Here is a 24833-nt window from a genome sequence, read left to right as displayed (position 1 = left end):
AAGAGTAAATTACTTCGATCTGTGCCCTGAAAAGGAGCAAAATCATGGCCGACCTCAAACCGATTCCAACTAGTCGATTTTACGTAGAATTTGATGGCTTGACCGACAAACTGGTCAAAAGCATTACCGAAGTCACCTTTACCGGACAAACCGCCGGGCACGAAAAACCCCTCGCTTCGACCAAAGGCGGTAAAACTTTATGGCAAAGTACCTCATCCGGATTTGAAGAAAATCCGAACTTCACTATCGAGATTTACCTGATTCAAGATGACATGGACTTCTACAATTGGATGCTCGATGTCATGCCAAAAAGTGAAGGGGGAAATGGCAAATGGGCTGACAGTCGTAAAAATGGCTCGATTGTCGGTTACGACAGTGGCGATAATGAAATTTTGCGCTGGAATATTACCAATGCATGGCCGAAGTCTTATAAAGTCTCGGATTGTGCGGCGGATAGCAAAGATTTAGCAATCGAAACCCTGGAATTTGTTTGCGAACAAATTAACCGCGTGAAGTAATTACAGCAGTTACATTAATTCCCTTGAATTCAATACTATTGAATTCAAGATTTTCTCACTCAATTGAATCCCTCGAAGACCTTGGAGGAACAACGTTATGGTCAGTCCTATCGGTGAACTTTTGGCCTGTTCTAAGTTTTATTTTGAATTAGAAGGCTTGGAAGATCTCGTCTGCAAAAAAGTGAGCGGTGTTGATATTACATTACAAACGGCTGGGGATACTAAGCCTTATGGGGTGACTAAAAATGCGAAAAGTGTCATGCAAGCCACGGTAACCGGGGTGGAAAACAAGAAAATCACAGTAGAATACGTTTCCACTGTGGAAGATATTCGGCTATTACAGTGGTACAGCGATTCCCACTCCGAACCGATCGCTGGAGGGGGAACCACTAGCAAAGGAGAAGTGAAAAGTGGCTCCTTAGTATTTTACAACCAAGGAGGAGATGAAGCCGTTCGCTACAATTTTAAAGGCTGTATGCCTGCGAGTTATAAGTCTACAAAGATGGAGGCGGGTTCGACGGAGTTAGCGACGGAAACCGTCGAGATCGTGTACGAAAATTTGCATCGCGTTAAATAAAAGAATCCATATTCTGTTGACCCATTTTTTGACAGTCTGCGGGTCATTCCGGCGATCGCGCAACCGGGAATGACTCGTTTTCTCCTGCGGGGCGATCGCCCGATTTTTGCGAAAATTTTTGCTACATTAGAACCAGGGGCGATCGCCCGTCTTGATTCAGGTTCGGACAAGTTAAAATATCAATTAAAACACAACAAAATAGAATAACAACCCTATAAAAAAGAACAAGAATTAGACAATAAAATCATCAAAAAGAAGGGAGAAAGGGATCGTGGCCGCACCAAAATTTGAAGTTTTAACCGCCAATCGCTTTTTTCTAGAACTCAAACTCAAAAATTCCAAAGAACCCATCGACGGGTACTTTATGGAATGTCAGGGATTCAAACGCTCTCAAGAACTGATAGAAATCTGCGAAGTCACTCCCGAAAAATGGGGACAACATAATAGCAGCGTCGGACGAGTCGTCCGCACTAAAATTCCCGGCAATATGAAAAGCGAAAATATTACCTTGCGCCGAGGTATGACCATTTCCACGACCTTATGGAATTGGTTTAAAACCGTCGAAGAAGGCGGATGGGCTACGGAGCGCAAAGATGGGGATTTGGTGATTTACGATCAAGCAGCCAATGAAAAAGCCCGATTTCGGTTTGAGGGCGCATGGCCGACCAGTTATAAAATAAGTGATGTCAAAGCAGACAGCAGCGAGTTTGAAATTGAAGAACTCGAATTAGCCGTCGATCGCTTTATTAGAATTAAGTAATAACGGATGTTTCAAACCGAGTTTGAATTTACCTTGCCGAAGGGGTATCTCGATGCCGATGGCAACGTACACCGCAAAGGGGTGATGCGCCTGTCCCGTGCGATGGATGAAATTATTCCGATGCGCGACCCTCGGGTAAAAGCCAACCCGGCGTATGCGACGGTGATCATTCTGTCGCGAGTGATCCTCCAGTTAGGCGCGTTGGACGAAGTGACGCCGATGACCATCGAGAATTTATTTGCTTGCGATCTGAGTTATTTGCAAAAGTTTTATCGGCAAATTAACGAACTCGAAATAGAAGCGGAACAGCCAGCCGAACAACCCTCCCCCTCTACGATAGAGGCGATCGATCTGCCCTGAGATCGCCAGTACGCAGACCGGACTCGGGGACGGGAGTAGAACACCGTTTGAAATCGAAACCCTAAAATCCAGAGGAGATGAAAGATGGAAATACTCGCTTTATTCCATTCTTACAACGCTTACGAAGCGGTGGGAGGGAGTCTCGAAGGAGGGGCGATCGAGATGCGTCCCCTCCGGATGGCGACCCTGACGATGGCTGTGGGGCTGTCTGTAGCGACTTTAGCGCCCCAAGCGAGTCAGGCGGTGGTCAGACGGGGCGATCGCGGTACTGCCGTTCGAGCCGTTCAAGAAGCCCTCGTCGCTCAAGGTCACGATCCCGGCAAAATCGACGGCGTGTTTGGGGGCGCCACGCAATATGCCGTCGAGCAGTTCCAACGGCGAAAAAACTTACCTGTCGATGGTACGGTCGGTCCGCTTACCGGATATGCGCTGGATTTGATCGAACCGAAAGATCCGAATAATCCTTATTTAATCGGTAACCGTCCGCCTCAACCGAAATTGCCCGCAGTTCGACCGGGTCGGATACGGGTAGAAACCGCCGGATCGCGATTGAACGTGCGTTCCGGTCCGGGGTTTAATTATGGTGTCGTCGATCGCGTCTGGGACGGCGCCGAAGTCGCGACGAGCGGTCGCCGGGCCGACGGCTGGATCGAGTTAGCCAATGGCGGCTGGGTAGCGGCGAATTGGACGGTGGCGCTGACGGCGGGAGGCGGCGGCGGTGGGGGGAACGATCCCGAGCCATCCCCGGTCACGGGTGAGGCGATCGTTTCGACGAATGGAAGTCCTCTCAACGTGCGCGCCACTCCCGGCGGTCCGGTTTTATTCATGGCGGCGAATGGGAGCCGACTGGTGTTGAGTGGACAACGCCAAGGGGGTTGGGTGGAACTGCAAGGCGGTGGCTGGGTCTCCCAATCTTGGATTCGCGAAGGTTAGACGGCGGCGCCGGGAGAGTACTTCACTGGGCGTCGAGCAGGTCGAGGAGACGATCGCGGGTCATCCCGGGACGGATTTCGTGGCGGTAGAGCAAGGAAATCACCGCTTTGTCCAGGGGTGAATAGGCGGTGGTGTCGGTCCAGCCTTCAAAGAAGATACTGTCCCGGTAGCGACTCGAATCGCGCATGAGTCCGAGAGATTGGGTGAGTTCTTCGCGGATGAGGTGCGATCGCTCCTGCTGGGTAATTCCCGCACTGGCGATCAGAATGCGACCTCGATAAATCGTGTCTCGCTCCCACCAGGTCCAGAAAAAACCGTAGTTTCTGGGGATGTAGTTCGGTTCGTAGGTGTTAAATTCGGATTCGGGAACGAAATAAATTTCGATTTTGGCATGAGGATCGTCCGCGTCGAGATAGAGGTCGATCCCCTCGGTGAGGGCGTTTAATTCGGCGATCGCCCCGTTTAAGGTCTGCCAATCGGCGGCGGTCGGCGTTCCCGCCACTCGGATCGAAATCGGTCCGGCCCATTTGCGGATTTTCGGCGTGGCGTTGCCGAATTCAGATCCTAAAGCAATTTCGAGGAAATAATCGATTTGTTCGCGATTGTAAGCTCTCGAAATTGCCACGGGAGCGCGTTGTAAGGGGCGATCGGCGATCGCGGGCGGCGGTGCCGTCGTCGAGGACACCGACGCCGAACTGACGGACGTTCCTGCAGGCAAAATCCCCAGTTTGGAGGAAGCGGAAACGGCCACACTCAAAGATAAGCCCGTGGCGGCGATCGCCACCAGACCAAAAGATTTAAAATTCATAGTCGAAGCGGGTAGCAGCTCTCGATCTCGCTGAATTCCGAGAGAACGAACCGTTTGACAGCAAAGATTTGAGCTATGATGTCTTGATTCAATCCGCTTACGGGCGATCGCGATCGTCGTCCGGATCGGTTGTCTTCGCGGCCTGTTTGCAGTCGATCCGTTCGCGAAGCGCCTCCCTTGGAACACCGCCCCCGTGCGAACCGCAAACGTTCCCCAATATTTTTCCCAATTCGTCCGGAGACTTCCTCAATTCTTGGAAGAGTTAAGACATACTTGCAAAAAAATCGCCAAAAAAGGAAAATAACGCATTCCTTGTTCCGTTCGAGTTATTGATGTTGTGTACTGGGGTACTCCTACGGCGCGATCGCTACTGCGGTAGAGGGCGAAGTGGGGGAGTCCCGATGGTTTAGAAGGATTATGAAATCAGGTCTTTTTTCTACTGTACTGGTCCCCCTGACGATGGGTTTGGCGGGGGTGGCGGACGCCACGAGCGAGCGACCCGTGTCCTCTCCCGACAGCGACCGGACAACCGCAGCAGCACACCAGGGCGCAAACGGGCATAACCCCGCTCCCCCGGCGTCTGCGGCGATCGCCTTCAACCCCACTCGAACCGAGGCGATCCCTCCAGGGTTCGCCACTGACGCGCCTCATCTCAATCCCCTACCCCTCGCCACCCTCTCGGTTCAATTACCGCCCCTGGCGGCAGCGAGTACCTACTTACCGGAAATTCCCGATATTTTCGACGGCTACACCTGGCCCGCCCGAGGTCTGCTCAGTTCCGGGTACGGGTGGCGCTGGGGGCGGATGCACCAAGGAATCGATATCGCCGCGCCGATTGGCACGCCGATTGTCGCCGCCGGATCTGGGGTGGTGCAAACCTCGGAATGGAATAGCGGCGGTTACGGCAATTTGGTCGAAATTCTTCATCCCAACGGCAGCATCACCCGTTACGCTCACAACCACCGCAATTTAGTCCGGGCCGGACAAAAAGTAGAAGCTGGGGAGTTAATTGCAGAAATGGGTAGCACGGGCTTCAGTACCGGACCGCACTTACATTTTGAAATTCATCTGCCCGAAGAAGGTGCAGTCAATCCCCTAGCTCTACTTCCCGAAGCGGGATTGGCGGCGCGGCGCTAACAACGGCGGTCTCAGGGACGGGCGGAACGGTTCGAGGATAAGGCTCGAACCGTTCTGAAGTCTTCCTGGCGATCGAGCGAGGTTTGGCTATGATGTAGGGCGGTCGTTGGCGATCGCGTCCTTTCTCCTCAATATAGTTATAAATCCATGGCCCAATTTTCTCGTTCGCTGGCTCTCCTCGCCCTCGGGGGAACTCTGTTGCCGTTCCTCGTCAGTTGCAGCTCGACTAAAGCCAGTCAATGTCAAGAATTGATGACGGCGATCGCCCGAGGAAGTGAGGCGGTCAATGCTTTGGATGCGGATCGAGCGCAAGAAATGCAAAGCTTAGCCGAGCAATTGGACGACACGACCACGCGCCTCAAAAAATTGCCGTTAAACGATCCGCAGTTGCGAGAGTTCCGCGAACAGGCGATCGCCGTCAGCCAAGGCTTTAGCGAGATCTTTCACGAAACCGGAAAAGCCCTCGAACTCGCCAACCAAGTTCGACCGACCCGCGAGGGATTGAAAACCCTCAACGACACCCAAACTCGCCTCAAGGGGGCGATCGCTTCCCTCGAAAACAATACAAAAACGGCTAATCGTTTAGTCGCCGAAGTCAATCGTTATTGTGGGGCGAATTTGCCCTAAACTTTCCCGGCGCCTCGGCAAGGGGTGCATCGCCAATCCCTCGCAAACCGCGTCAATTCCCTCCGTTCAATTGACAATTACGATAATTTATTTTCTCAGAGAAATAAAAATCAAAAACTAATCCCTCGGGTTTAACAATTTCAGGGGTTAAAAATGAGCTATAAAACAAGCAGCCTGTTGCTCGTCGCCTCCGAACATTGGATCCGTCAAATGAGTTACTGTCTCAATCCCGGTTGTCCGAACCCGCAAGATCCCGACAATATCCACCAGGTGAATTGTCTGCATTGCGGTAGTGAATTACTGCTCGGCGGTCGCTATCGAGTGGTCGGAGTTTTGGGGAGTAATTGGTTTAACAAAACGGTGGCAGTCGAAGCGGGGGGAGAGCGAAAAATTTTCAAACTGCTGCGGGTCAACGAGGCGATCGCCGTGGCGTTATTCGAGCAAGAAGCATCGGTTTTAAGTCAATTGAATCATGGCGGTTTGGCGCGGGTCGAACCCAACTTGTTGAAATTGAGCTTCTCGTTCTCGGATCTGCCGACTTACGCGATGGCGATCGCCAAAATTGAGGGGGATCCCTTACCGCAGTGGCGGGGGACAGGCGGCGATCGCGCGATCGATCCGATCGCCGTCCTCGACGGGTGCAAACAACTGATCGACATTCTCGGACAAGTCCACGACCGCCAATATTTTCATTTGAACGTCAATCCGAGTAACGTACTGGTGCGATCGCGCCCGGAGAACGGCACGGGTTCCGGTCTCGAACTGGCCCTCATCGGCTTTGGAGCGGCCCGGGAAGTGGTCGGCACTTATATTACTAAAATAGGGGGCGGCACGATTCCCCCGCGTGCCATTTCCGCTTACATTCCCCCGGAACAAGTCGAGCATAATGCCACGGTTCAATCGGATTTTTTTGCCGTGGGACGGACGATGGTCTACTGGCTGACCGGACGGGATCCGTTGAGTTTCGAGCGGGACGAAAGCGGTCACCTCAACTGGCGCCACCAGGCGAAGGACATCCCCGAAGGGTTTGCCGATCTCGTCGATCGCCTGATGGCCCCGGATCGCGGCGATCGCCCGGAAAGCCACCTCGAAATTCGAGAGGCGATCGCCGCTTTAGAACGCCAATGGAAGCTGCCCCCGCTCGAAATTGCCCGAGTGTACGGCGATTTGGTCGCCGAGGTGCCGTCGGTCGCCCATCCCACTCCGGCGGGAGTCGCCCCTATAGAAGTAACGACCCCCTCCCAGAGTCGGGATGGAGTGCAGTCGAATCCGGATGAGTTTTTTGGGAATATTCAGATCGCCCAAATGGCGGAAGCGATCGCGCCGTTCGCCCAACCCGAAGGGGTATTTAAAGCCGAGGCGATCGCGCTGCCCCGGAGTGGATCGTTCAGGAGAGTGGGGTTGAGTGCGATCGCCCTGGCGGCGATCGTGGCGATCGGGGGGTTTGGGGCTTACCGGGGTTGGGCGGTCTACAACAAGCGCGCTCAATGTCAGCAATTGTTGACCCTGGCAACTCGGGGGCGAGCGGCGATCGCGGAACGTTCCGGCAGCGAGGCAGTAGTCGCCGAGCAACTGGCGGCAGAGCTCGACGGTCTCGCCGGACAATTGCAAAGCTTGGAGTTCTCCGACGAAGAGTTAGCGCCGCTTTCGCAACAGTTTCGCCAAAGTTATCTCACTTTGAGTCGGGCCTTCAAACAAATCGCCGAGGCGATCGCGGCGATCGACAACGCCCCCCTCACCCAAAGCGGACTCGAAGGGATCCGGCAGGCGAAAGCAGAAGCCGAACAAGCGGGAGAAACCGCCAAACAAGCGGCCCTGAATGCGGACGGCGCTGCTACCACCCTGGCGAGCATCTGTCCCCAGGGTGAATGAGGCAGCTCAATGGTGGATCTCGATATTGAGAATGTAGCGGCCTAACTGGAGGGTTTCCGACCACAGCTCGTATTCGAGGCGGACTCGTTCGGGGAAGGGAGTGCCGATCAGTTCCAAGTGGCGGGTGTAGTTACGCAAGCGAATTTGACCCGGCCCGTCGATGGTTTCGGTTTGCAACCAGTAGCGGCTGATGCCGTACATTCCCCGTTCCCAGAGGTGGCGGTAACTGAAGCGACCATTTCCCTGCATGGTCATGACGATGCGGTAGGGGGTGATTTCCAACCACAAGAGGCGCGATTGGGGAGTGGTGTTATGGGTGTCTTCTGTGGTTTCGGAGTCCGTCGATTCGCTCTGGGCGATCGCGGGTTCGGTTAAGAGCAGGTGAAAGCGTTGTTGGTCTTTTTGATAGAGAGTCGCGGCTGTTTCGACCACGGACCAAATCGGCAAGTCCGTAGAGACCAGGGACAGACAAACGGGTTTGCGGCGGTGGGTGAGCATGACTTTGCACGAAGAGACGGAGAAAAAATTAAAAATTCTATTCAAAATGCCGAGCGGATCCGCGCCAAAAGACAATCCGGGGAGAGAGGAGGTCGGCAATGCACGGTTGAAATGCCTCGGCTCGAACCGTGGGGGTGGGCGACTCGCGGGTCAACCCTGGCGAACGACAAACCATCGAGTCGGATCGGGCGGGTCGAGAACGGGGTAGGATCGCGCTAAACAACAATCCCATCTCAGTCTAGCCTAATGCCCACTGCGATCGTAACGGTAAACAATACGGAATCCGAACAACAATTGCAGGTCGAACCCCCGGCGGCGGGTTTGGCCTTACAAGGTCGCATTTGCGTTCCTGGAGATAAATCAATTTCCCATCGCGCGTTGATGTTGGGGGCGATCGCCTCCGGGGAAACCACGATTGAAGGGCTCTTACTCGGGGAAGATCCTCGGAGTACGGCCCGGTGTTTTCGCGCTTTAGGCGCCGAAATTTCCGAACTCGACGAGAAAACGGTCACGGTTCGAGGGGTCGGGATCGGTCGGTTGCAAGAACCTCTCGATGTTCTCGACGCGGGCAATTCCGGCACGACTTTACGGCTGATGTTGGGTCTGCTAGCCAGTCAGCCGGAGTGTTTTTTTGCGGTGACCGGGGATAAGTCCCTGCGATCGCGCCCGATGTCGCGGGTGGTCCAGCCCTTGAAGCAAATGGGCGCTCAAATTTGGGGCCGTCGGGACGGCTCCCTGGCTCCTTTGGCGGTTCGCGGTACCCGTTTGCGCGGGATCGAGTACCGATCGCCGATCGCCTCAGCTCAAGTCAAGTCTTGCATCTTGCTCGCCGGATTGATGGCGCAAGGTCGGACGACGGTGGTCGAACCCGCTCTGTCGCGGGATCACAGCGAGCGGATGCTGGCGGCATTCGGCGCCGACATCCAGGCGGATCCGGAGGCGAAACGGGTGAGTGTCGTCGGCGGTAGCGAATTGAAAGGCACCTCGGTGGTGGTGCCGGGGGATATCAGTTCGGCGGCGTTTTGGTTGGTGGCGGCGGCGATCGTGCCAGGTTCGGAATTGGTGGTGGAAAATGTCGGCGTCAACCCCACCCGAACCGGGGTTCTCGATGTTTTGGCGATGATGAATGCCGATATCCACTGGGAAAATCAACGGACGATCGCCGGGGAACCCGTTGCCGATTTGCGGGTCCGTCATACTAAACTGAACTCGTGCGAGATTGCCGGGGAAATCGTCCCGCGCGCGATCGACGAGATTCCGATTTTGGCCGTAGCGGCGGCATTTGCTTCCGGAACTACGGTGATTCGGGATGCGGCAGAGTTGCGCGTTAAGGAGAGCGATCGCCTCGCGGTAATGGCCCAAATGCTCACAAAAATGGGCGCTCGCGTCACCGAACGACCCGACGGCTTAGAAATTGTCGGCGGTTCGCCGTTGCAAGGTGCGGACGTGGACAGTCACGACGACCATCGCATCGCTATGAGTTTGGCGATCGCCGCCCTCAACGCGCGGGGTAAAACCACTATTCACCACGCCCAAGCGGCGGCAATTTCTTATCCGACGTTTGTTTCTACGTTGAAATCGGCCTGCGATCGCTCCTAATGGCAACCCCTCGCTCGCTTTGGTTTTGAAGTTGGGGGCGGCGGTTTCGCCAGATTTCACCGCCCCTATCCCTCGGGTCGAGCGGGTGCGTGTTCTTTTGAAAGCTTCGCCGTGAAACCCTGTATTGATTGAGGTAAACTCATGTCCGATCGTCATTCCCATCGATACTCTCTAGGATTTGACGAAATCCTCGCTGTTTTAATCGCTTTTTCTAGTTTTGGTGTCATTTTTTGGTTTTCGACCACTCGCCTGCAACGGTTCGATCGCAGCGCCGAAACTCCCTTGAATTCGGCGATCGCTGCCCCATCCGCGCAACCGACGCCAACGGCCCAACCTCGCCGCGTCGTCGATGTTTTTAACGAGGCCGCACCGACCCCGAAACCGACGGCACAGGCCCTCACTCCCTCGGCTGCCCCCGCGCTCCCTTCCCAGCCAAGCCGGGAGCCGTCAGGCGGGTTTTTAGGGGAGTTACTGGCGCCGTTCGCTGCTCCAGGGAGTCCGGAACCGACCGCCACCGAGTCTCCCTCGCCAATGGCTCCAGGGAGTCCGGAACCGACCGCCACCGAGTCTCCCTCGCCGATTGCCCCGGGGAGCCCGGAACCGACCGCCACCGAGTCTCCCTCGCCGATGCCGCAAGTGCAACCGCCGGAAAATCCAACTCCCAGTCCGACAGAGACAGAAGCCACGCCACCGACGGGAGAGGGGAACGCGAGGTAGAGGCCGCGATCGCGAGACGCCTTGACGTTCGAGGGTTTGGCCGCCCAATCGTCCGGATTTTCGATGACAATGGCGGGTGGTTCGCGCCCCGGTTGCGGGAGCCGCATCGATGGAGTTGGGCGCGCCGATCGATGAGGCGATCGCGAGGGGAATCGCTCGCGATCTTTTTCCAGTGATGAGAAAGACTCTGTTGAGATGGGAACACTTGGGAAAAGATCGAGAATCGGGAGCGCACTGCGGGCATGTTGCGCCAACTCAAAAATTTGTTTTTCAGCGTTCAAACCTACAACGATCTCAGTCCCGATATTGAGATGAGGCGAGTGGTCAATCACGGTTTGTACTGTCGTCGTTCCTTGACATTACAGCAGTGGTTTGAGTCTTTTTGGCAACCGCGCGCGATCGCCGCTCCTGTGGTTGCATTTGTTTACGATCGCCTCAAAGCCTATTCGGGGGTGGAAATGGCGAGAGTGTGGCCGGGCGATCGCCTCGATGCCGATCTGAAGTTTTCGCTGATTTGTTGGTTCGATTGGCAATTGAATTTATGTGAAGATTTCCAGCAACAATTTGGGGGCGACGCGATCGATCCACTCGCGATTTACAATCTCGATACTGTTGAAGAACTCGTTGTTTTTCTCAACAGCCAATTTGACAAACATTTATCGGGCAATCGGGAGCGAAAACGATACCGATCCCCTCGTCAACCGTCAACTGAAAACGCCCCCGAGTCCTCTCCCGAACAAGAGCGCGAACAAGAGTAAGGGGGCGCAGAACCCGGGCGATACGGCGGATCCGTCCCTAAGCACAAAACATGAAGCCGTGCCGCAGACTATAGGCGAACGCCTTCGAGGATCGCAGCTCGCTTGCGTCGTCAACTCCACTCGATAAACAAACAAGAGCCGAGATCTCGGCTCTTGTCGGGGATTCTGGCGGGGCGGGCGGTGCCGATCGGGAGGCGGACGCGAAACCAAAACCGTGCAGTTGTTGGGATTGATTTCGACGGCGATCCCGACGGCGTACCGCCACAAGCGCTCGTGGATGCGGCGCGCGATCGCCCCTGAAAATGCGGGAATTAGCGTGAGGAACTTTTGCCGACGACTTGATCTTTGAGGCTGTTAAGCTCGTTAAGCAATTCCTGACGGTTGGAAGCCCGCAGTAAATAACGATAAACAAACCAAGCAGAGTATCCAATCCCGACTAACTCCAAAAATGGGGAGAGCAGAGGGATGTCGTTAATCGCATCGACCACCGCCAGGGTGACTCTGACGGTGACGAGGGCCGCGACAACCAGTCCGACGGTCACGATCGGTTTTTGGTATTCGCCAAAAAAGCTGCTGACGTAATCCGGGAGTTCGGACAAAATCGCCACGACGCGATCGCGGATTTCCTCAAAGGTTTGGTTGGAGGAGGAAACGGAGGCGATCGATCCGCCTTCTTCCGAGGAAAAGTTGATGTCCTCTGTGGTCGCTCCGGTATCGGTGGTGGTTTCTTGCTTGGGGTCGGTATTTGGATTCATGATTTGACCTATTCGATCTCGATTTGAATTGTACTGGCTATAGGATACGCTGACTCGCCACACAAAGCACGGTAGGCTTTTTTTCACCCGTCCGGGTCAATTTTTCCCTCGCCGCGCGTTCCTCACTGGATCCGGGGTGGACGGTGGTGAAAAATCGCCGCGATCGCCTCGGGTGCGATCGGCCATCTTAGCGCGATCGCGCGCCCCGACGACAGGGGCGATCGCCCGATCGCGGTTCTGTCGAGATCGGGTTCAGTCTTTTCTGGCGATTTTTTCGGCGATTTGAGCGAATTCGCGCTTTTTTTACAAAAAATTTCCAAACAATTAATATCCTGTTCCCGGACGATCGCCCGACCGAACGAGGTATTGTCCGGGGGGATGGCGATCGCTCGGGTTCATTCTGCCGGAGGCGGCTTCGGTGGGAAAGATCGGGCGTCTCTCTCGGAGAGCGAATCGTTCCACTCGTCGGTTGAAAGGTTAACCGCTTCTTGGAATAACTCGTTCATTTGTTGCAACGTATCGCGAATGCAGTGCAAGCATTCGAGCGCGTCGTCATTGTCATGATTGTCGTTATTGTTATTCGAGGGATCGTGGTGGATCAGCCATTCGAGGGAGACTAAAGCGGTATTCAAACAGAGTCGGAAATCGTAAGAGAGCTTGTAGTATGCCCTGAGTTTTTCTAAACGGTTACCTGCCATGTTTTTCACGATTAGGTGTAGCGATTTGCACGGAATCTCGCGGGAGTTGTAGGGAGGATCGAGAAATCAAAACAATGTGAGAAACTGGCTGGCTATCTCAATAATTATATTTGGATAGCAAAGCTCAGTCTGCGATCGCGCTAGTCGATTTCCGTGATAATCCGTAGGGTCTGATGCGATCGAAATCACGATCTCGACGACCGATCGCCCCTTCGTTTCTCTCAATAGCTAACCGGGCGATCGAGAACGGCGATCGCCTCCAATCTTTGGCAAATTTTCAACCCTTGCAAACCCGACCCGCCGAGTTGAGCCGACCTTTCGAGCCTCTCGATCCGGCTCGGGATCGGTGCTCGATGTCGATTGCGGCTCGTAGTGCGGCGATCGGCTCTACGAACATCCCATTAAAATTTCATGAAACTTCCGTGGTGAGCGATCGCGACGGCGATCGCACCAGAGCGCACTTCTACCGACGGTTTAGATCGCGATCCCCGAACTTTTGCGGCGATCGCTCAAGCGACCTCCGAAGCTTCCACTAAACGAAAAGACACTTCCACAAAGTTCGGACGGCAAGAAAATAGGGTGTAACCGTTAACCCGCATTAACGAAATCGCGTCTTTCGTGCATTCGACGACCCGGTAGTAACGGCCATCTCCAGAAATCAGAAAATTCCCTCTTTGGATGCTCATCGTGCCGATCCCGAAAATTTTACAGATAAATACTTTGAAGCTGTTTAATTCTGTTTTTATCAAAGCAAACCACTACGATCGTAACCGATCTTGTTTTATGAATTTGAATTTTTTAACTAAAAAAAATTAACTTATGTAACAAAAAGTCAACCTCAGCAGGCGATCGCTCCACCGTCGCCGATTTCCGTGACTGTTGTCGGGTTCCTTACCATTGAAAATCAACGAGATCGGGATCGACCACCGCCAAATTGAGGATGCCATCCCCTTGATTGACGAGAGGATTTTGGGTGTGACCGATGACGATCCCATCGCAGGGAGCTTGCAATTTGACATCATTTTCGCCAAAGGCATCGGAGATCGTACCGAGCCATTGTTTTTTATAAACCGCCGTTCCCAACTCCACCTTGAGATGTAGAATTCCACTGCGCGGCGATCGCACCCATTGAGTTTTATGGACCTTGACCGAACGGTTCGTAGGAGACGGAACCGAGAGCGAGTGCATACCCAAGAGTGCCATCACTCGCAAAACCCCTTCGACGCCGATGCGAATCGCCTCCGCATCGAAGCGCAACGCCTCCCCCGCTTCGTAAAGTAACACCGGGATCTGACGGCGACTGGCGGCTTCGCGTAACGAACCGTCCCGGGTCGTGGCGTGAATGGTCAGGGGCGCCGCGAAAGCTCGGGCGCAGCGTGCGGTTTCGGGATCTTGCAAATTGGCGCGAATTTGAGGCAAATTGGTGCGATGGTTGGAAGCGGTATGTAAGTCGATCCCGTGGGTGCAGCGATTGACGACTTCTCGAAGAAATAGATTCGCCAGACGCGAAGCCAGGGATCCGCGCGGCGAACCGGGAAACGAGCGATTCAAATCCCGACGGTCCGGGAGATAGCGGGATTGTTCGATAAATCCGAAAACGTTGACAATCGGAACGGCGATCGCCGTTCCGTGGAGATGGCGCGGGTCGAGGGCTTCGAGGACTTGGCGAATAATTTCGACCCCGTTGAGTTCGTCGCCGTGAATCGCCGCACTCAGCCAGATACAAGGACCGGGGGAGGTTCCTTTAATGGCGCAAATTGGCAGAGAAAGCTCGGTTTGGGTCGGGAGGATGGCGACGGGAATATTAATGCGTTTGCGCTGACCGGGGAGAACGGTTTCCCCGGCAATTTCGAGGGGGCGATCGTCGTTCATGTGACAGGGGGTAGAGATCCCGGGGCGCTTGCGATCGGCGCTTGAGGGGGCATCAGGAATCGGGAGGGGATGGATTTAATACTGAATGCGATCGCGGGTCTTGCCTTTGGCCGCATTTTTTTCGATAAATTCGATAATTTTACCCGCAATATCGGCTCCGGTCGCCGCTTCGATCCCTTCGAGTCCCGGGGAAGAATTGACCTCCATGACCACCGGGCCGTGATTGGAACGCAGGATATCGACGCCGGAGACTTTCAAGCCCATGGTTTTCGCCGCACGCACGGCGGTCGATCGCTCCTCCGGGGTCAGTTTGATTTTTTCTGCAGTCCCGCCGCGATGGAGATTGGAGCGAAACTCGCCGGGGGCGCCCTGACGCTTCATCGAAGCGACCACGCGATCGCCCACCACAAAACACCGAATATCCGCCCCTTTCGCCTCTTTAATAAATTCCTGCACTAAAATATTGGCATCCAAACCGCGAAACGCCTCGATCACCGACGTCGCCGCCTGGGTGGTTTCAGCCAAGACGACGCCGATGCCCTGAGTGCCTTCGAGCAGTTTAATCACCAACGGCGCCCCGTTGACAATCCCGATCAAGCCTTCAATATCTTTGGTCGAATTGGCAAATCCGGTCACGGGCAGTCCGATCCCTTCGCGGGCGAGCAGTTGCAGACAGCGAAGTTTGTCGCGCGATCGCGAAATCGCCTGGGATTCGTTCGCCGAAAACACCCCCATCATCTCGAATTGACGGACCACCGCCGTACCGTAAAAGGTTTTCGACGCGGCAATGCGGGGAATGATGGCATCAAAATTCTCTAAAAGTTTCCCCTGATACATCACCGAAGGCCGATGAGAGGTGATATTCATGTAACAGCGAAGGTAATCGACGATCTTCATTTCGTGGCCGCGCTCCTCTCCAGCCTCTTTTAGTCGTCGGGTGGAATATAAAGAAGGCTTTTGCGACAAAATCGCGATCTTCATGGGTCTATGATTTCCTTGGATGTTCTTTTTTTGCGAGCGGGTCGAGAACTGAGTAAAAAAGACCGCCCCGGATCGACCAGAAATCGCCCGCGCAGTGCTTGACGACCGAGCAACATGCGAAATCCCATGACATCTCGATTGGTCAGGGTCAATTCGATCGCCCATCGCTGCTGCTGGATTTCCACGGCGGTCAAGATCGCCAGTCTTAACTCGCTATGACCTCCAGAATTGCGGACGTGGCGGCGATCGAGCAATTGAGCTTCGGCGCTGACCGTTTGATGGGTGTCGCGCTGCAAAGGGTGGATTTTGAAGCGGACCATGTGTCGGTCCCGATCTTGGAACGTCTCGATATCGAAGGCGTGAATCGCCGAAGAACGCGCTCCGGTATCGATTTTAGCTTTAACTTGGGTAATGCCTAACTCCGGCAGGGCGACCCACTCCCGCCATCCGATCGCTGGCAGAGGTTGAGAAGATTTTACACTCATTGCGTTGAATCCCAAAAATACGGATGGGTCGCGTGTAGGCGACCCAGTAGCGCTTGTCCCCCTGGGGGGTGGTCGGCGATCGAACTGGCGCGAGGCGGCGCAATTAAGAGTCCGGTAACTGATATTGACCGACAATGCGCTTGGCAAATTCGGGAACGTGGTCGTCTAGTTTTTCCGGATGGGTGCGTCGGACGTACAAATAATTGCGGGTGAAGTGGGAATCGATCGAAAAACGGGCGTATTCCAGTCCTTTCGGCCCGATGCGTTCGATGACCACTCCCATTAATTTTGCCGCCCACATCGGCAGGGTGACGCCTTTTTCGTAAGCGGGAATACTTTGTTGGACGGCTTGACGGCGATCGCCACTGGAACTGACCGCCTGGGTCTCCAACAACGGACGGACGAGATCGAGCATTTCTCGTCCGGTATCGTTGCGAACGACGATCCACTGCCAGCCAAAGGGCGCCCCCATGTAACCGACGACTAAATCGGCTAAGGAGTTGACATAATCGAAACAACTCAAACACGACGGCGCGAACACGTCTTTGAGTTTCTTGGTATTCAAGCCGAAAAAGGGGACTTTTTCGATCGAACCGTCTTCATGCTTGAAGTGAACCCGAAAGTCTTGCATGAATTCGTAATGCACTACGGTGTCCGGGGATTGACTGGTGGTTTCTAAAAACTTCTGCAACCCTTCCCGGGTGACGTTATCTACGCAGGGGGTGCCTAAGACGTAGAGTTTTTCGAGTCCCAATTCGGCTTGAACCGCTCTGAGGGCTTGGATTTGACAGCCGACGCCGATCGCGAGTAACCGCTTCATTCCCGATCGTTCCACTTGTTCGAGAATCGACAAATTCGGCGAGAGGGTCGGTTTGTTGACCCGCGCCGCGAGCACTTCTTCCGGAGTACGGGCGATGACGGGCATCGGTTGAAAGCGATCGTCCGGGCTATTCTGGACGCAGACGACTCCCTCGACTAACCCGCGTTCGAGCATTTCGCAGGCGATCGTGCTGACGATTCCGGTCCATTGGGCGCCGGGAATCGGTTCGATGCGCCGCGCCGCCATCATGTTTTGACTGACGCCGAAATACCACTCGTCCTCGTTGTCGAGATCCCGACTTCGACCGTGTGCTATTGCTTCGAGTTCGGCGATTTGTTGGTTGAGAAAAGCACACGCTTCTTTGACGTAGTGAATGTAGTAGGTATCGCACAGCCCGCATTCGCTACACAGTTCTTTCGCCGGACGACGGCTTCCAGGTTTGAGGGCTTTGGCTTTCTGGTGTTTGGGGACGTCGGGAGTTACGGAGGTCATTGATAAAATTTTTTATATCCACGGACTTTTAACAAGATACCGCATTGCTCTTGAGATCTGATGAGATTTCGCGAGGCAATCGATCGCCCCGAGTCGGGGTCGAGGGACTCAAAAAAAGTCAAGTACCGTAAGGGTTAACAACAGGGTTTAAATTTCTACCTAAAGTTTCTTGAACTTACTCACTTTTTATGCTCAAATAAAAATCTGAGTAAGTTTAGAAGGACTGAAGCCGCAAAAATCGCAGATTTCACCATCTCCATTGTTTTCTGCTCGTCTTTATGGTAGCTGAACTTAGCCGAGCAAAAAGAGGGTTGAGGAGTTAAAAAAAGTCAGTGAAAGGCTTTAAGACCAAACTAGACTTAAATAACCGACAACGAACGCTGATGGCGAAACACGCAGGAGTCGCTCGACACGCTTGGAATTGGGGACTCGCTACCTGTAAGGAAATATTAGAAACCAGAGGTAAACTCCCGAGTGCTATAGACTTACACAAAAGATTAGTCGCCGAGGTAAAAAGCCAGAATCCTTGGTACTATGAAGTCTCCAAATGTAGCCCTCAAGAAGCGTTGCGTCACCTCAATCAAGCGTTTAAGCGAGTTGGGCAAGTCAAAGGAACAGGTTTCCCCAAGTTTAAAAAAAAGAATGTCAAAGAGAGTTTTTACCTGGAAGGAAGCATTAAAATTTCCGGTGATTGGGTAAAGCTACCTCGGATCGGTTGGGTAAAAAGCCACGAACAGTTACCACCAGTCCATCCTAAAAACGTCACCATAAGTAAACGAGCAGGGAACTGGTATATTGCCTTCAAGATTGATTTTGAACCATCCCCCCAACCCCCCTTTGAAAGGGGGGCGAAGAGGGGATAGGGAGCGGATTGGGATAGATGTAGGAATTAAAAGGCCACCCTGAGCGATGGTAAAATCTATCCCAATCCGAAAGCTTATCGCCAGGCCAAGAAAAAACTGGCCAAACTCCAGAAACAGCTTTGCCGCCGTCAAAAAGGAGGTAAAAACCGAGAAAAAACGCAACTCAAGTTAGCTAAAGCCCACCGACGCATCGCCGATATTAGAGCCGACCATTTACACAAGTTAACAACTTACTTAGCCAAGAACCACGGCGAAGTAAAAATTGAAGACTTAAATGTGTCAGGAATGCTCAAAAATCACAAGCTGACTGGTGCGATTGCGGATGGTGGGTTTTATGAGTTCCGTCGTCAGCTTGAATATAAATGCGAGTGGTACGGGAGCAAATTAACATTGATTGACCCATGGTATCCCAGTTCGCAGATCTGTTCTAACTGCGGACACCGACAAAAAATGCCCCTGGACCGAAGACAGTATGATTGTCCGAACTGTCACGTCTCCATAGATCGTGACTTAAATGCGGCAATTAATGTAGAAAACGCGGAGAGCTCAGCCGTGTAAGCAAGCGTGATGGAAAGGTCTTGGAAGATCCAAGCTAGGAACTAAACATCATACACTTAAGTTTGAGTAAGTTTTAGAGAGCGGCGAGAGACCTTTGTGACATCCTCCCGACGCTGAATCAAAGATTACAGCGCGGGCTTCCCAACCTCACGATTGGGTATTCGGGCCCCGCGCCACTTATCTAGGTCATAGACCCCCGACAGACCGACTTGACAGGCGGTTTCCGTTCCCCAGAGTCCCTGGGTTACTACGTTTTCTTGTCCACGATGCAAAACCATCTCTGCTGCAGCACAATCCCGATGCGTTCGATACCCACACTCAGGACAATGATGCTCTCTGACTTCCAACCCTTTGCTCGCCGTAGCAAAGCAGGATGGACAGGTTTGACTGGTGCCGTTGGGATTGACTTTAGCAAAGTAGACTCCCCGCTTCCAACAAACCCATTCCGTCAGAGACAGGAATTGTCCGAAGGCGGCATCAACACAATCTTTTCGCAACATCCCTCGCGTCAAGCTTTTGACATTGAGGTCTTCTGCAAAGATGGTTTGCGCCCGGTCGCAAAGCTGATGAGCCGTTTTCAGATGGAAATCTTTACGACGATTGGCAATGCGATGGTGCATTCTAGCCACTTCGATTTGCGCCTTCTCCCAGTTTTGAGAACCCTTTTGTTTTCGTGCGGCTCTGCGTTGCAGCAATTTCAGCTTGCGTTGCATCGACTTGAAAAACTGGGGTCGCTCTTGGAAAGAGCGATCGGAAGCGGTCAAGAATCGCTCCAATCCCAGGTCAATCCCAATCGCCCGACCGTGAACCGGGGTATCGGTAATCGATATATCCGATTCAATGGTGACGACGACATACCATTGTGTTCCTCGCACCCTCGACAATACCCTTACCTGTATCCCCCCAACCCCCCTTTGAAAGGGGGGCGAAGGGGGGATGCAGGTTGATGGGTACTTCCCCGATCTTTGGCAATTTGATTGTGAAGCCATTGATGGGATTGTTCTTGAATTGGGGAAACACAAAGGATTTGAATTGACCGAACTTTTTGAAACGCGGAAATCCATGTCCGCGTTTCACAAAGGCTTCCCAGGTATCGTGCAGTCTGCGAATTGTGGTCTGCAACATCTGAGAATGTACCTTACCCAGATGCGGGAATTGCTTCTTTGCTTTGGGCAGGTTGTTCTGCTGACGGTGGTAAGACGGGAATGGCTCATTGGCGGGAATGATGTATTCCTTTTCCAGCGAGCATCGGTCTACCGAACACTTACGCGAAGCAATCCAGTCTTTGAGTTCGCGCAACGCGTAGTTATATACGCCTCGGCACGTCTCAAGCCACGACCGCAGTTCAGTCTGGTGTACGACATTTGGATAGATTCGGTAAGTGTAGTTCATGGTCAGCATGGCCGGAGTTTACCACAGGCTATAGCTGCTCGGAAATGCTGGTCTCATCCCCATGGTTCGCGTAGCGTGCCGGAGGCATGGGGATGAGACTGTTCGAGGGGAGTCCATGTATCCCGACGCTGATGCTTCGCATACAGCGCGGGACTTATAGCTCCCCGAACCCCTCAAAAGTTAACGAATCTGAAAATTAATCGGATTGGGGGTTGAGACGGGACTGCAGACGAGGATATTTATGCGAAGGTCGTACGCCGGGAGAAACAGGGCGATCGCCAGCCACGTTTTCACATTCGCCTGACAACAACTCCGCCGGAAGTTGCCAATTGATTGTAAGCAGTCTATAGCGCTCGACGAGAACAGCTTTGAAGCGAGCGATCGCCATAATGAAATTGACAGCAAAAATAAAAGGTAGAAAAAAAGAAAATTCGATCGTATAAGAATTAGGTTAATAAGACATTTGCAAATGTATTTTCTAATGCATTTTGTATTGATTTAGCAATGTATTTTGAGTTCGAGCAAGCCCTCGACAAGATGTTTTGGAGTTCGATCGTTACCGATGACTCGTTAAAGGCGATCGCCGTTTTTCCCTGAATTGACGCCCTGGAGTGAATCGAGTAGCGGCTTGGGGTAACATAAGAAAATTAGAATATATCGCCGTTCTCGATGGCATCAGGGACAAAACGGGGGGCTAAATTCTCGTGTTGACGAGGGTGACCCGTTCACTAGGCGTACCTTCTCCGTCTAAGAAACCCGATCGACAAGAGAGATCTACTCAATTGTCTGGCTCTTAAAATGTTTTGTATCTGTAAAGCGCTGCCACTCACACAATACGACTGGCCTCAAGTGGATAGAATGGAGGTGCATACCGATGAACTCTTGCCTCAAAATTTTGATTGTCGAAGAATCGGAGAAAAATGCGGGAGTATTACTCGAACAACTCGATCGCAGTCCCTACGAAATTGTTACGGAAAGAGTCGATACTTTAGAAGATATTAAAACGGCGTTAGAATATAAATTTTGGGATTTAGTATTAGTTAATTTCGAGTTAACTCATCTCTGTATCGAACGAGTTCTCGAAACGATCGCCGAAAGTGGAATGGATTTGCCGACGATCGCGATCGTACCACAAGATAAGGAGCCAAAAGCGATCGCTCTGTTGGAAATGGGAGCACACGATTATATCCTCAAAGAGCAACTGACGCGCTTGATTCCGACGATTGAAAGAGAATTACAAGAAGCTGCTACGCGGCGATCGCGCGCCATTTCAGAAGTTGCCCGTCGTGCGAGTGAAAGACAATTACGGGCGGTTTTTGACTGCGCTTTAGATGCAATGGTTATTTTTAACGACGAAGGAAAATATGTTGCCGTCAATCCCGCCACTTGTACTTTATTTGGTTTGTCTCAAGAGGAAGTAATCGATCGCGCCATTGTCGATTTTATCGATTCGACTTGCGATTTAGCCGAGGCATTACAAACGTTTCGCGATCGCGGTAAAGCAACGGGGGAACTGCGCTTGTTACGTCCGGACGGAACCATGCGAGATGTCGAATATTCCGCTACCGCGAACTTTATTCCCGGCCTCCATTTATCAGTTTTACATGACATTACCGAGCGCAAAAAAGCCGAGGATCAACTGCTCTACCATGCGTTTTACGATCCGCTTACGGGATTGCCAAATCGCGCCTGGTTTCTCAATTGTTTGGGGCGATCGCTCCGGCATGCAAAGCGGCGAAATTCTTATTTATTTGCAGTTCTTTTTGTCGATCTCGACCGCTTCCAAATTATTAAATATAGTTTCGGACATTTAGTTGGCGATCAACTCTTGACTGCTACCGCTCGCCGTCTGGGAACTTGCCTCGGTCCGACGGATACGATCGCCCGGGTCGGAACTGATGAATTTGCAATTTTACTCGAAGATATTCAGGATGTTTCCGATGCCACTCATATCGCCAATCGTATTCATAAAGAGTTAACTTTACCGTTTAATATTAACAATCACGAAATGTTTACTACTGCCAGTATTGGCATTGCGATCGGTAGCAGTTACTCCTCGAAGAAGAAGCAATCTTATGCCGATAATAACGGTTCTTCGTCTAATCTATTTCAGTGCAGCACCCACCTCGAACAACCGGAAGATTTTCTCAGAGCCGCCGATACGGCCATGTATCACGCCAAAGCTATGGGGGGAGCGAGAACGACGATTTTTGAATCGGCAATGCATACAGGCGCCCTCGCCATGTTACAAATTGAAACCGATTTGCGACGAGCTTTAGAACGTCAAGAATTGCGGGTTTACTACCAACCGATTATCAACTTAATGACGGGAGAATTAGCGGGTTTTGAAGCTTTAGTACGCTGGCAACATCGCGATCGCGGCTTGATTTCTCCCGGTGAATTTTTGTCAGTTGCCGAGGGAACGGGTTTGATCGTTCCGATGGGTGCGTGGGTTCTTGACGAAGCCTGTCGCCAACTTTCAAAATGGCAAGAAAAAATCGATCGATATTTTGCAAATAACGATCGCAATGGTTCTAGTTTTGAGTTTGCTTCCGACATCAAACCCCCTAAATTAAGTATGAGCGTTAATATTGCCGGGGTACAGTTCGACCATGCGGGGCTGCTGGATCAAATCGACCATATTCTAAAAGAAACTGGAGTCAAGGGACGCGATCTTAAGTTAGAAATTACTGAAACTTCAATCATGACTGCCGCCGAGTCGGCTACGGAAATTTTATTAAAATTGAAAGAGCGAGACATCCAATTATGTATCGATGATTTTGGGACGGGTTATTCTTCCTTAAGCCGATTGCAACGGTTGCCTATTGATTTACTCAAAATTGATAAATCTTTTGTCGGTAATATGAGTAAAGATAGCGAAAGTTTGGAAATTGTCCGAACTTGTATCGCTCTCGCACATAATTTAGGGATGGAAGTAGTGGCGGAAGGGGTCGAAACTCCGGAACAATTGGCCGGACTGCGCGCTCTAGAATGCCAATACGCTCAAGGCTATTTATTTTCTAAACCCCTCGAACGGAAAAAGGCAACTTATTTTTTAGAGGAACAACGACGCTGGTAAGGGCGATCGCCTATCTTATGATTCGGTCATTCTGGATCGGCGATCGCCCCTGCTTTAAAGGTGAAATGAAATAAAAAATTGTTGTTTGAAAAGACTGTAAATATTGATTTTTTTAGAAAGTTTTATCAAAAAACAGAGAAAAATATAGCAATCCTATGGACTGGTTCAACAAACAGACATGAGCGAGGACGAGTAAACAGTAAATGCAAATGGGACTAAACCTCTGGCGATCGCTGGAGCTCGCATCAATCGAGTGACGAGCGATCGCAGAACAGTGATAAGGGATAACCCGAAAACGTTTCAATTTCAGGATTGCTATATTATTCAACTTAAGAGGAATGCCCAAACTTGCAAAGTGTTGACCGATCTAGATGGTGGCTAAATCGCCCCAAACCAGACAAGTTTTGAGAACGGCTTTAATCTGAGCGGGAAAGGATTCGCGATCGCCGCAAATAGTTTCGACTTCCCCTGTCGGATAAACGACGTACACTCGATCCCCGCTTAGAACCGCGAGAGGTTTGTTCGAGTCTTCGGCAATTGATGGAGTAATCACAGGCATTAGAACATCCATAAAGTAACACCCTGAAACCTCTCTAACTTATCTGCGAACTCTCAAAAAAAAAAGAGAGTAAACCCTTTCTTCATTAACTCTTCATCTCGATCGCGCTGACTTTAAAGTTTCGATCGCGGAAAAAGACCGTCATGGAGTTGAGAATTTACTCACTCAATCGGTTACAAAAATTGTTCAAATGGATAGTTGAACCTCGACGGTCATCCCAGACCGTTCTTATCGATCTTCCATTTCCTCGCTAAGAATCGAATCGGTGCAATCTTCTAAACCGTTGGCTCTCACATAGCCGGAAAACGGCGAATAGATCGGAACCCAACCGTTATCTCCGAGATTTTCGATCGCCACTTGTTCGCGGTGGGTCAACTGCGCGACGATCGCGCTATCGCTGCGGGGTCGAGCACGAACGGTCAATCCTTGAGGATCCCCGATTTCCCGGCATTCTTGGAGAGGTGGATTGACGGCGCGATCGCAGTAACCAATATTCAGCGCGCGCACGTAGCCTTCATAAGGTGAGGAAATCGCCACCCAACCGTTATCGCCGAGGTTGTCAATGGACAGCGTTTCTCCGAAAGGAATTTCGCCGATTAACGGACTGTCTCCCCAAGGTTTTTGGCGGACGTTCAAGCCGTCAGGGGCGATCGCCCGTCGGCAGGCATTGGTAGCATCGGCGATCGTATTGTTTCTGCTTAAACTAGGGTGAGTTTGAGGCGATCGCCGCGCCGTCGCCGCCAGGGAAATCGGTGTAAATCCGGTCAATAATGCACAAAAACTACTAACCAACGTTAAGCGAGAGATTTGTTTAAAATTCAATTTCATTTTTATTCACTCTGGAACGTTTCAAAAAATAGCACTATTTTATAACCCAAGTTCTGGTGCTATCTCCAGACTAAACAAGAATGAAAGGGGTTTGAAACTATCTCAAGAATGAGCTTAAACGTTAGCGCTCTATCTTTAGACAGATTTATGCGGTTCCGATCGATCTATTGGCCGCTCGATTAGAGGACATGGCCTAAAAATAGGGGTGGGCATTTTGCCCCCCCACGAATTTTCAAGAGTGGCGATCGATCTGAGGGACCTCAACCACCAAAAGCAAAGGTTCCCAT

At 52.0% G+C, this 24833-nt stretch carries 29 protein-coding genes and 1 pseudogene; 17 read left to right on the top strand and 13 right to left on the bottom strand.

The features are described from left to right. The first annotated feature begins 44 nt into the window (after positions 1-44). The 6 genes from HCG48_RS07255 to HCG48_RS07230 all read left to right on the top strand — a co-directional run bounded on the left by HCG48_RS07255 (position 45) and on the right by HCG48_RS07230 (position 3148). Positions 45-518: a contractile injection system inner tube protein gene (locus HCG48_RS07255; protein ID WP_168568555.1), complete on the top strand. Its 474-nt coding sequence runs from the start codon at positions 45-47 to the stop codon at positions 516-518. A 97-nt stretch (positions 519-615) separates the two neighbouring features. Further along, positions 616-1095, top strand: coding sequence for a phage tail protein (locus HCG48_RS07250; protein ID WP_168568554.1), 480 nt, complete (start codon positions 616-618; stop codon positions 1093-1095). 69 nt (positions 1096-1164) lie between these two features. Beyond that, the gene (locus HCG48_RS07245) at positions 1165-1302 is read left to right on the top strand and encodes a hypothetical protein (protein WP_168568553.1); all 138 of its coding nucleotides are present in this window, start codon (positions 1165-1167) and stop codon (positions 1300-1302) included. A gap of 64 nt (positions 1303-1366) precedes the next feature. After that, positions 1367-1855 (top strand): phage tail protein, encoded by a 489-nt coding sequence (locus tag HCG48_RS07240; protein ID WP_168568552.1) that lies wholly within the window; start codon positions 1367-1369, stop codon positions 1853-1855. Between the two features lie 6 nt (positions 1856-1861). Then, positions 1862-2215 carry a hypothetical protein gene (locus HCG48_RS07235; RefSeq protein WP_168568551.1) on the top strand — a complete coding sequence of 118 codons (354 nt, stop codon included), beginning with the start codon at positions 1862-1864 and terminating at the stop codon, positions 2213-2215. Positions 2216-2299: 84 nt separating this feature from the next. Next, positions 2300-3148 (top strand): peptidoglycan-binding protein, encoded by an 849-nt coding sequence (locus HCG48_RS07230; protein ID WP_168568550.1) that lies wholly within the window; start codon positions 2300-2302, stop codon positions 3146-3148. Positions 3149-3170: 22 nt separating this feature from the next. Here the strand turns inward: HCG48_RS07230 and HCG48_RS07225 are convergent, their stop codons facing one another. Next, a complete protein-coding gene (locus tag HCG48_RS07225) occupies positions 3171-3956 on the bottom strand; it encodes a DUF2927 domain-containing protein (protein ID WP_168568549.1) in 786 nt (261 codons plus the stop codon). A 417-nt stretch (positions 3957-4373) separates the two neighbouring features. Here HCG48_RS07225 and HCG48_RS26820 point away from each other — a divergent pair, with 417 nt between their 5' ends. From HCG48_RS26820 to HCG48_RS07210, 3 genes are all read left to right on the top strand, one after another. Further along, complete coding sequence (locus HCG48_RS26820) at positions 4374-5093, top strand: M23 family metallopeptidase (protein ID WP_168568548.1); 720 nt, start codon at positions 4374-4376, stop codon at positions 5091-5093. Between the two features lie 147 nt (positions 5094-5240). Beyond that, complete coding sequence (locus HCG48_RS07215) at positions 5241-5720, top strand: hypothetical protein (protein WP_168568547.1); 480 nt, start codon at positions 5241-5243, stop codon at positions 5718-5720. Between the two features lie 153 nt (positions 5721-5873). Beyond that, positions 5874-7592 carry a serine/threonine protein kinase gene (locus HCG48_RS07210; protein WP_168568546.1) on the top strand — a complete coding sequence of 573 codons (1719 nt, stop codon included), beginning with the start codon at positions 5874-5876 and terminating at the stop codon, positions 7590-7592. Positions 7593-7598: 6 nt separating this feature from the next. Here the strand turns inward: HCG48_RS07210 and HCG48_RS07205 are convergent, their stop codons facing one another. After that, positions 7599-8090, bottom strand: coding sequence for a hypothetical protein (locus HCG48_RS07205; RefSeq protein WP_168568545.1), 492 nt, complete (start codon positions 8088-8090; stop codon positions 7599-7601). A 246-nt stretch (positions 8091-8336) separates the two neighbouring features. On the opposite strand from HCG48_RS07205, the gene aroA reads away from it, so the two are divergent. The 4 genes from aroA (at position 8337) to HCG48_RS07185 (ending at position 11464) form a co-directional block, all read left to right on the top strand. Next, complete coding sequence (gene aroA, locus HCG48_RS07200; protein WP_168568544.1) at positions 8337-9689, top strand: 3-phosphoshikimate 1-carboxyvinyltransferase; 1353 nt, start codon at positions 8337-8339, stop codon at positions 9687-9689. A gap of 141 nt (positions 9690-9830) precedes the next feature. After that, complete coding sequence (locus HCG48_RS07195; RefSeq protein ID WP_168568543.1) at positions 9831-10406, top strand: hypothetical protein; 576 nt, start codon at positions 9831-9833, stop codon at positions 10404-10406. Between the two features lie 242 nt (positions 10407-10648). Further along, on the top strand, positions 10649-11164 hold the full coding sequence (locus HCG48_RS07190) for a hypothetical protein (protein ID WP_210437191.1): 516 nt from the start codon (positions 10649-10651) through the stop codon (positions 11162-11164). A 153-nt stretch (positions 11165-11317) separates the two neighbouring features. Then, a complete protein-coding gene (locus tag HCG48_RS07185) occupies positions 11318-11464 on the top strand; it encodes a hypothetical protein (protein ID WP_168568542.1) in 147 nt (48 codons plus the stop codon). 11 nt (positions 11465-11475) lie between these two features. Here the strand turns inward: HCG48_RS07185 and HCG48_RS07180 are convergent, their stop codons facing one another. After that, complete coding sequence (locus HCG48_RS07180) at positions 11476-11919, bottom strand: CAAD domain-containing protein (RefSeq protein ID WP_168568541.1); 444 nt, start codon at positions 11917-11919, stop codon at positions 11476-11478. 136 nt (positions 11920-12055) lie between these two features. On the opposite strand from HCG48_RS07180, the gene HCG48_RS07175 reads away from it, so the two are divergent. Continuing rightward, a complete protein-coding gene (locus HCG48_RS07175) occupies positions 12056-12205 on the top strand; it encodes a hypothetical protein (RefSeq protein ID WP_168568540.1) in 150 nt (49 codons plus the stop codon). Between the two features lie 109 nt (positions 12206-12314). Here the strand turns inward: HCG48_RS07175 and HCG48_RS07170 are convergent, their stop codons facing one another. Then, positions 12315-12617: a hypothetical protein gene (locus HCG48_RS07170; RefSeq protein WP_168568539.1), complete on the bottom strand. Its 303-nt coding sequence runs from the start codon at positions 12615-12617 to the stop codon at positions 12315-12317. A 173-nt stretch (positions 12618-12790) separates the two neighbouring features. On the opposite strand from HCG48_RS07170, the gene HCG48_RS07165 reads away from it, so the two are divergent. Continuing rightward, positions 12791-13153 carry a hypothetical protein gene (locus HCG48_RS07165; RefSeq protein ID WP_168568538.1) on the top strand — a complete coding sequence of 121 codons (363 nt, stop codon included), beginning with the start codon at positions 12791-12793 and terminating at the stop codon, positions 13151-13153. Here the strand turns inward: HCG48_RS07165 and HCG48_RS07160 are convergent. The 5 genes from HCG48_RS07160 to HCG48_RS07140 form a co-directional block, all read right to left on the bottom strand. Further along, complete coding sequence (locus HCG48_RS07160) at positions 13127-13303, bottom strand: hypothetical protein (protein WP_168568537.1); 177 nt, start codon at positions 13301-13303, stop codon at positions 13127-13129. The two genes, HCG48_RS07165 and HCG48_RS07160, sit on opposite strands and share 27 nt — an antisense overlap. 205 nt (positions 13304-13508) lie before the next feature. Next, positions 13509-14489, bottom strand: a complete 981-nt coding sequence (locus tag HCG48_RS07155; protein ID WP_168568536.1) for a succinylglutamate desuccinylase/aspartoacylase family protein — start codon at positions 14487-14489, stop codon at positions 13509-13511. 75 nt (positions 14490-14564) lie between these two features. Further along, entirely contained in the window at positions 14565-15470 is a 906-nt protein-coding gene (rimK, locus tag HCG48_RS07150) for a 30S ribosomal protein S6--L-glutamate ligase (protein ID WP_168568535.1), read from the bottom strand. Continuing rightward, a complete protein-coding gene (locus HCG48_RS07145; RefSeq protein ID WP_168568534.1) occupies positions 15467-15955 on the bottom strand; it encodes an ATP-dependent zinc protease family protein in 489 nt (162 codons plus the stop codon). The genes rimK and HCG48_RS07145 overlap by 4 nt, the downstream gene beginning before the upstream one ends. Positions 15956-16058: 103 nt before the next feature. Next, the gene (locus HCG48_RS07140) at positions 16059-17267 is read right to left on the bottom strand and encodes a Coenzyme F420 hydrogenase/dehydrogenase, beta subunit C-terminal domain (RefSeq protein WP_168568533.1); all 1209 of its coding nucleotides are present in this window, start codon (positions 17265-17267) and stop codon (positions 16059-16061) included. Positions 17268-17599: 332 nt separating this feature from the next. Between HCG48_RS07140 and HCG48_RS26815 the strand changes: the two are divergent. Next, a pseudogene (locus HCG48_RS26815) lies at positions 17600-18688 on the top strand (RNA-guided endonuclease InsQ/TnpB family protein). A gap of 125 nt (positions 18689-18813) precedes the next feature. Here HCG48_RS26815 and HCG48_RS25885 read toward each other — a convergent pair. Both HCG48_RS25885 and HCG48_RS25880 read right to left on the bottom strand, forming a co-directional pair. Next, positions 18814-19563: an RNA-guided endonuclease InsQ/TnpB family protein gene (locus HCG48_RS25885; protein ID WP_246259952.1), complete on the bottom strand. Its 750-nt coding sequence runs from the start codon at positions 19561-19563 to the stop codon at positions 18814-18816. Further along, a complete protein-coding gene (locus tag HCG48_RS25880; protein WP_246259950.1) occupies positions 19526-20089 on the bottom strand; it encodes an RNA-guided endonuclease InsQ/TnpB family protein in 564 nt (187 codons plus the stop codon). Before HCG48_RS25880 ends, HCG48_RS25885 begins: the two co-directional genes overlap by 38 nt. 865 nt (positions 20090-20954) lie before the next feature. Here HCG48_RS25880 and HCG48_RS07125 point away from each other — a divergent pair. Next, positions 20955-23159, top strand: a complete 2205-nt coding sequence (locus HCG48_RS07125) for an EAL domain-containing response regulator (RefSeq protein WP_168568532.1) — start codon at positions 20955-20957, stop codon at positions 23157-23159. A gap of 367 nt (positions 23160-23526) precedes the next feature. Here the strand turns inward: HCG48_RS07125 and HCG48_RS25410 are convergent, their stop codons facing one another. Together HCG48_RS25410 and HCG48_RS07120 are read right to left on the bottom strand one after the other, a co-directional pair. Next, the gene (locus tag HCG48_RS25410; RefSeq protein WP_200664607.1) at positions 23527-23718 is read right to left on the bottom strand and encodes a hypothetical protein; all 192 of its coding nucleotides are present in this window, start codon (positions 23716-23718) and stop codon (positions 23527-23529) included. Positions 23719-23946: 228 nt separating this feature from the next. Further along, positions 23947-24546, bottom strand: coding sequence for an SH3 domain-containing protein (locus HCG48_RS07120; RefSeq protein WP_168568531.1), 600 nt, complete (start codon positions 24544-24546; stop codon positions 23947-23949). Positions 24547-24833 lie beyond the last annotated feature (287 nt).

This window comes from Oxynema aestuarii AP17 (assembly GCF_012295525.1).
GTDB lineage: Bacteria > Cyanobacteriota > Cyanobacteriia > Cyanobacteriales > Laspinemataceae > Oxynema > Oxynema aestuarii.
Note: the sequence above shows the minus strand (reverse complement) of the source record. Positions and strands in the feature narration are given on the sequence as shown.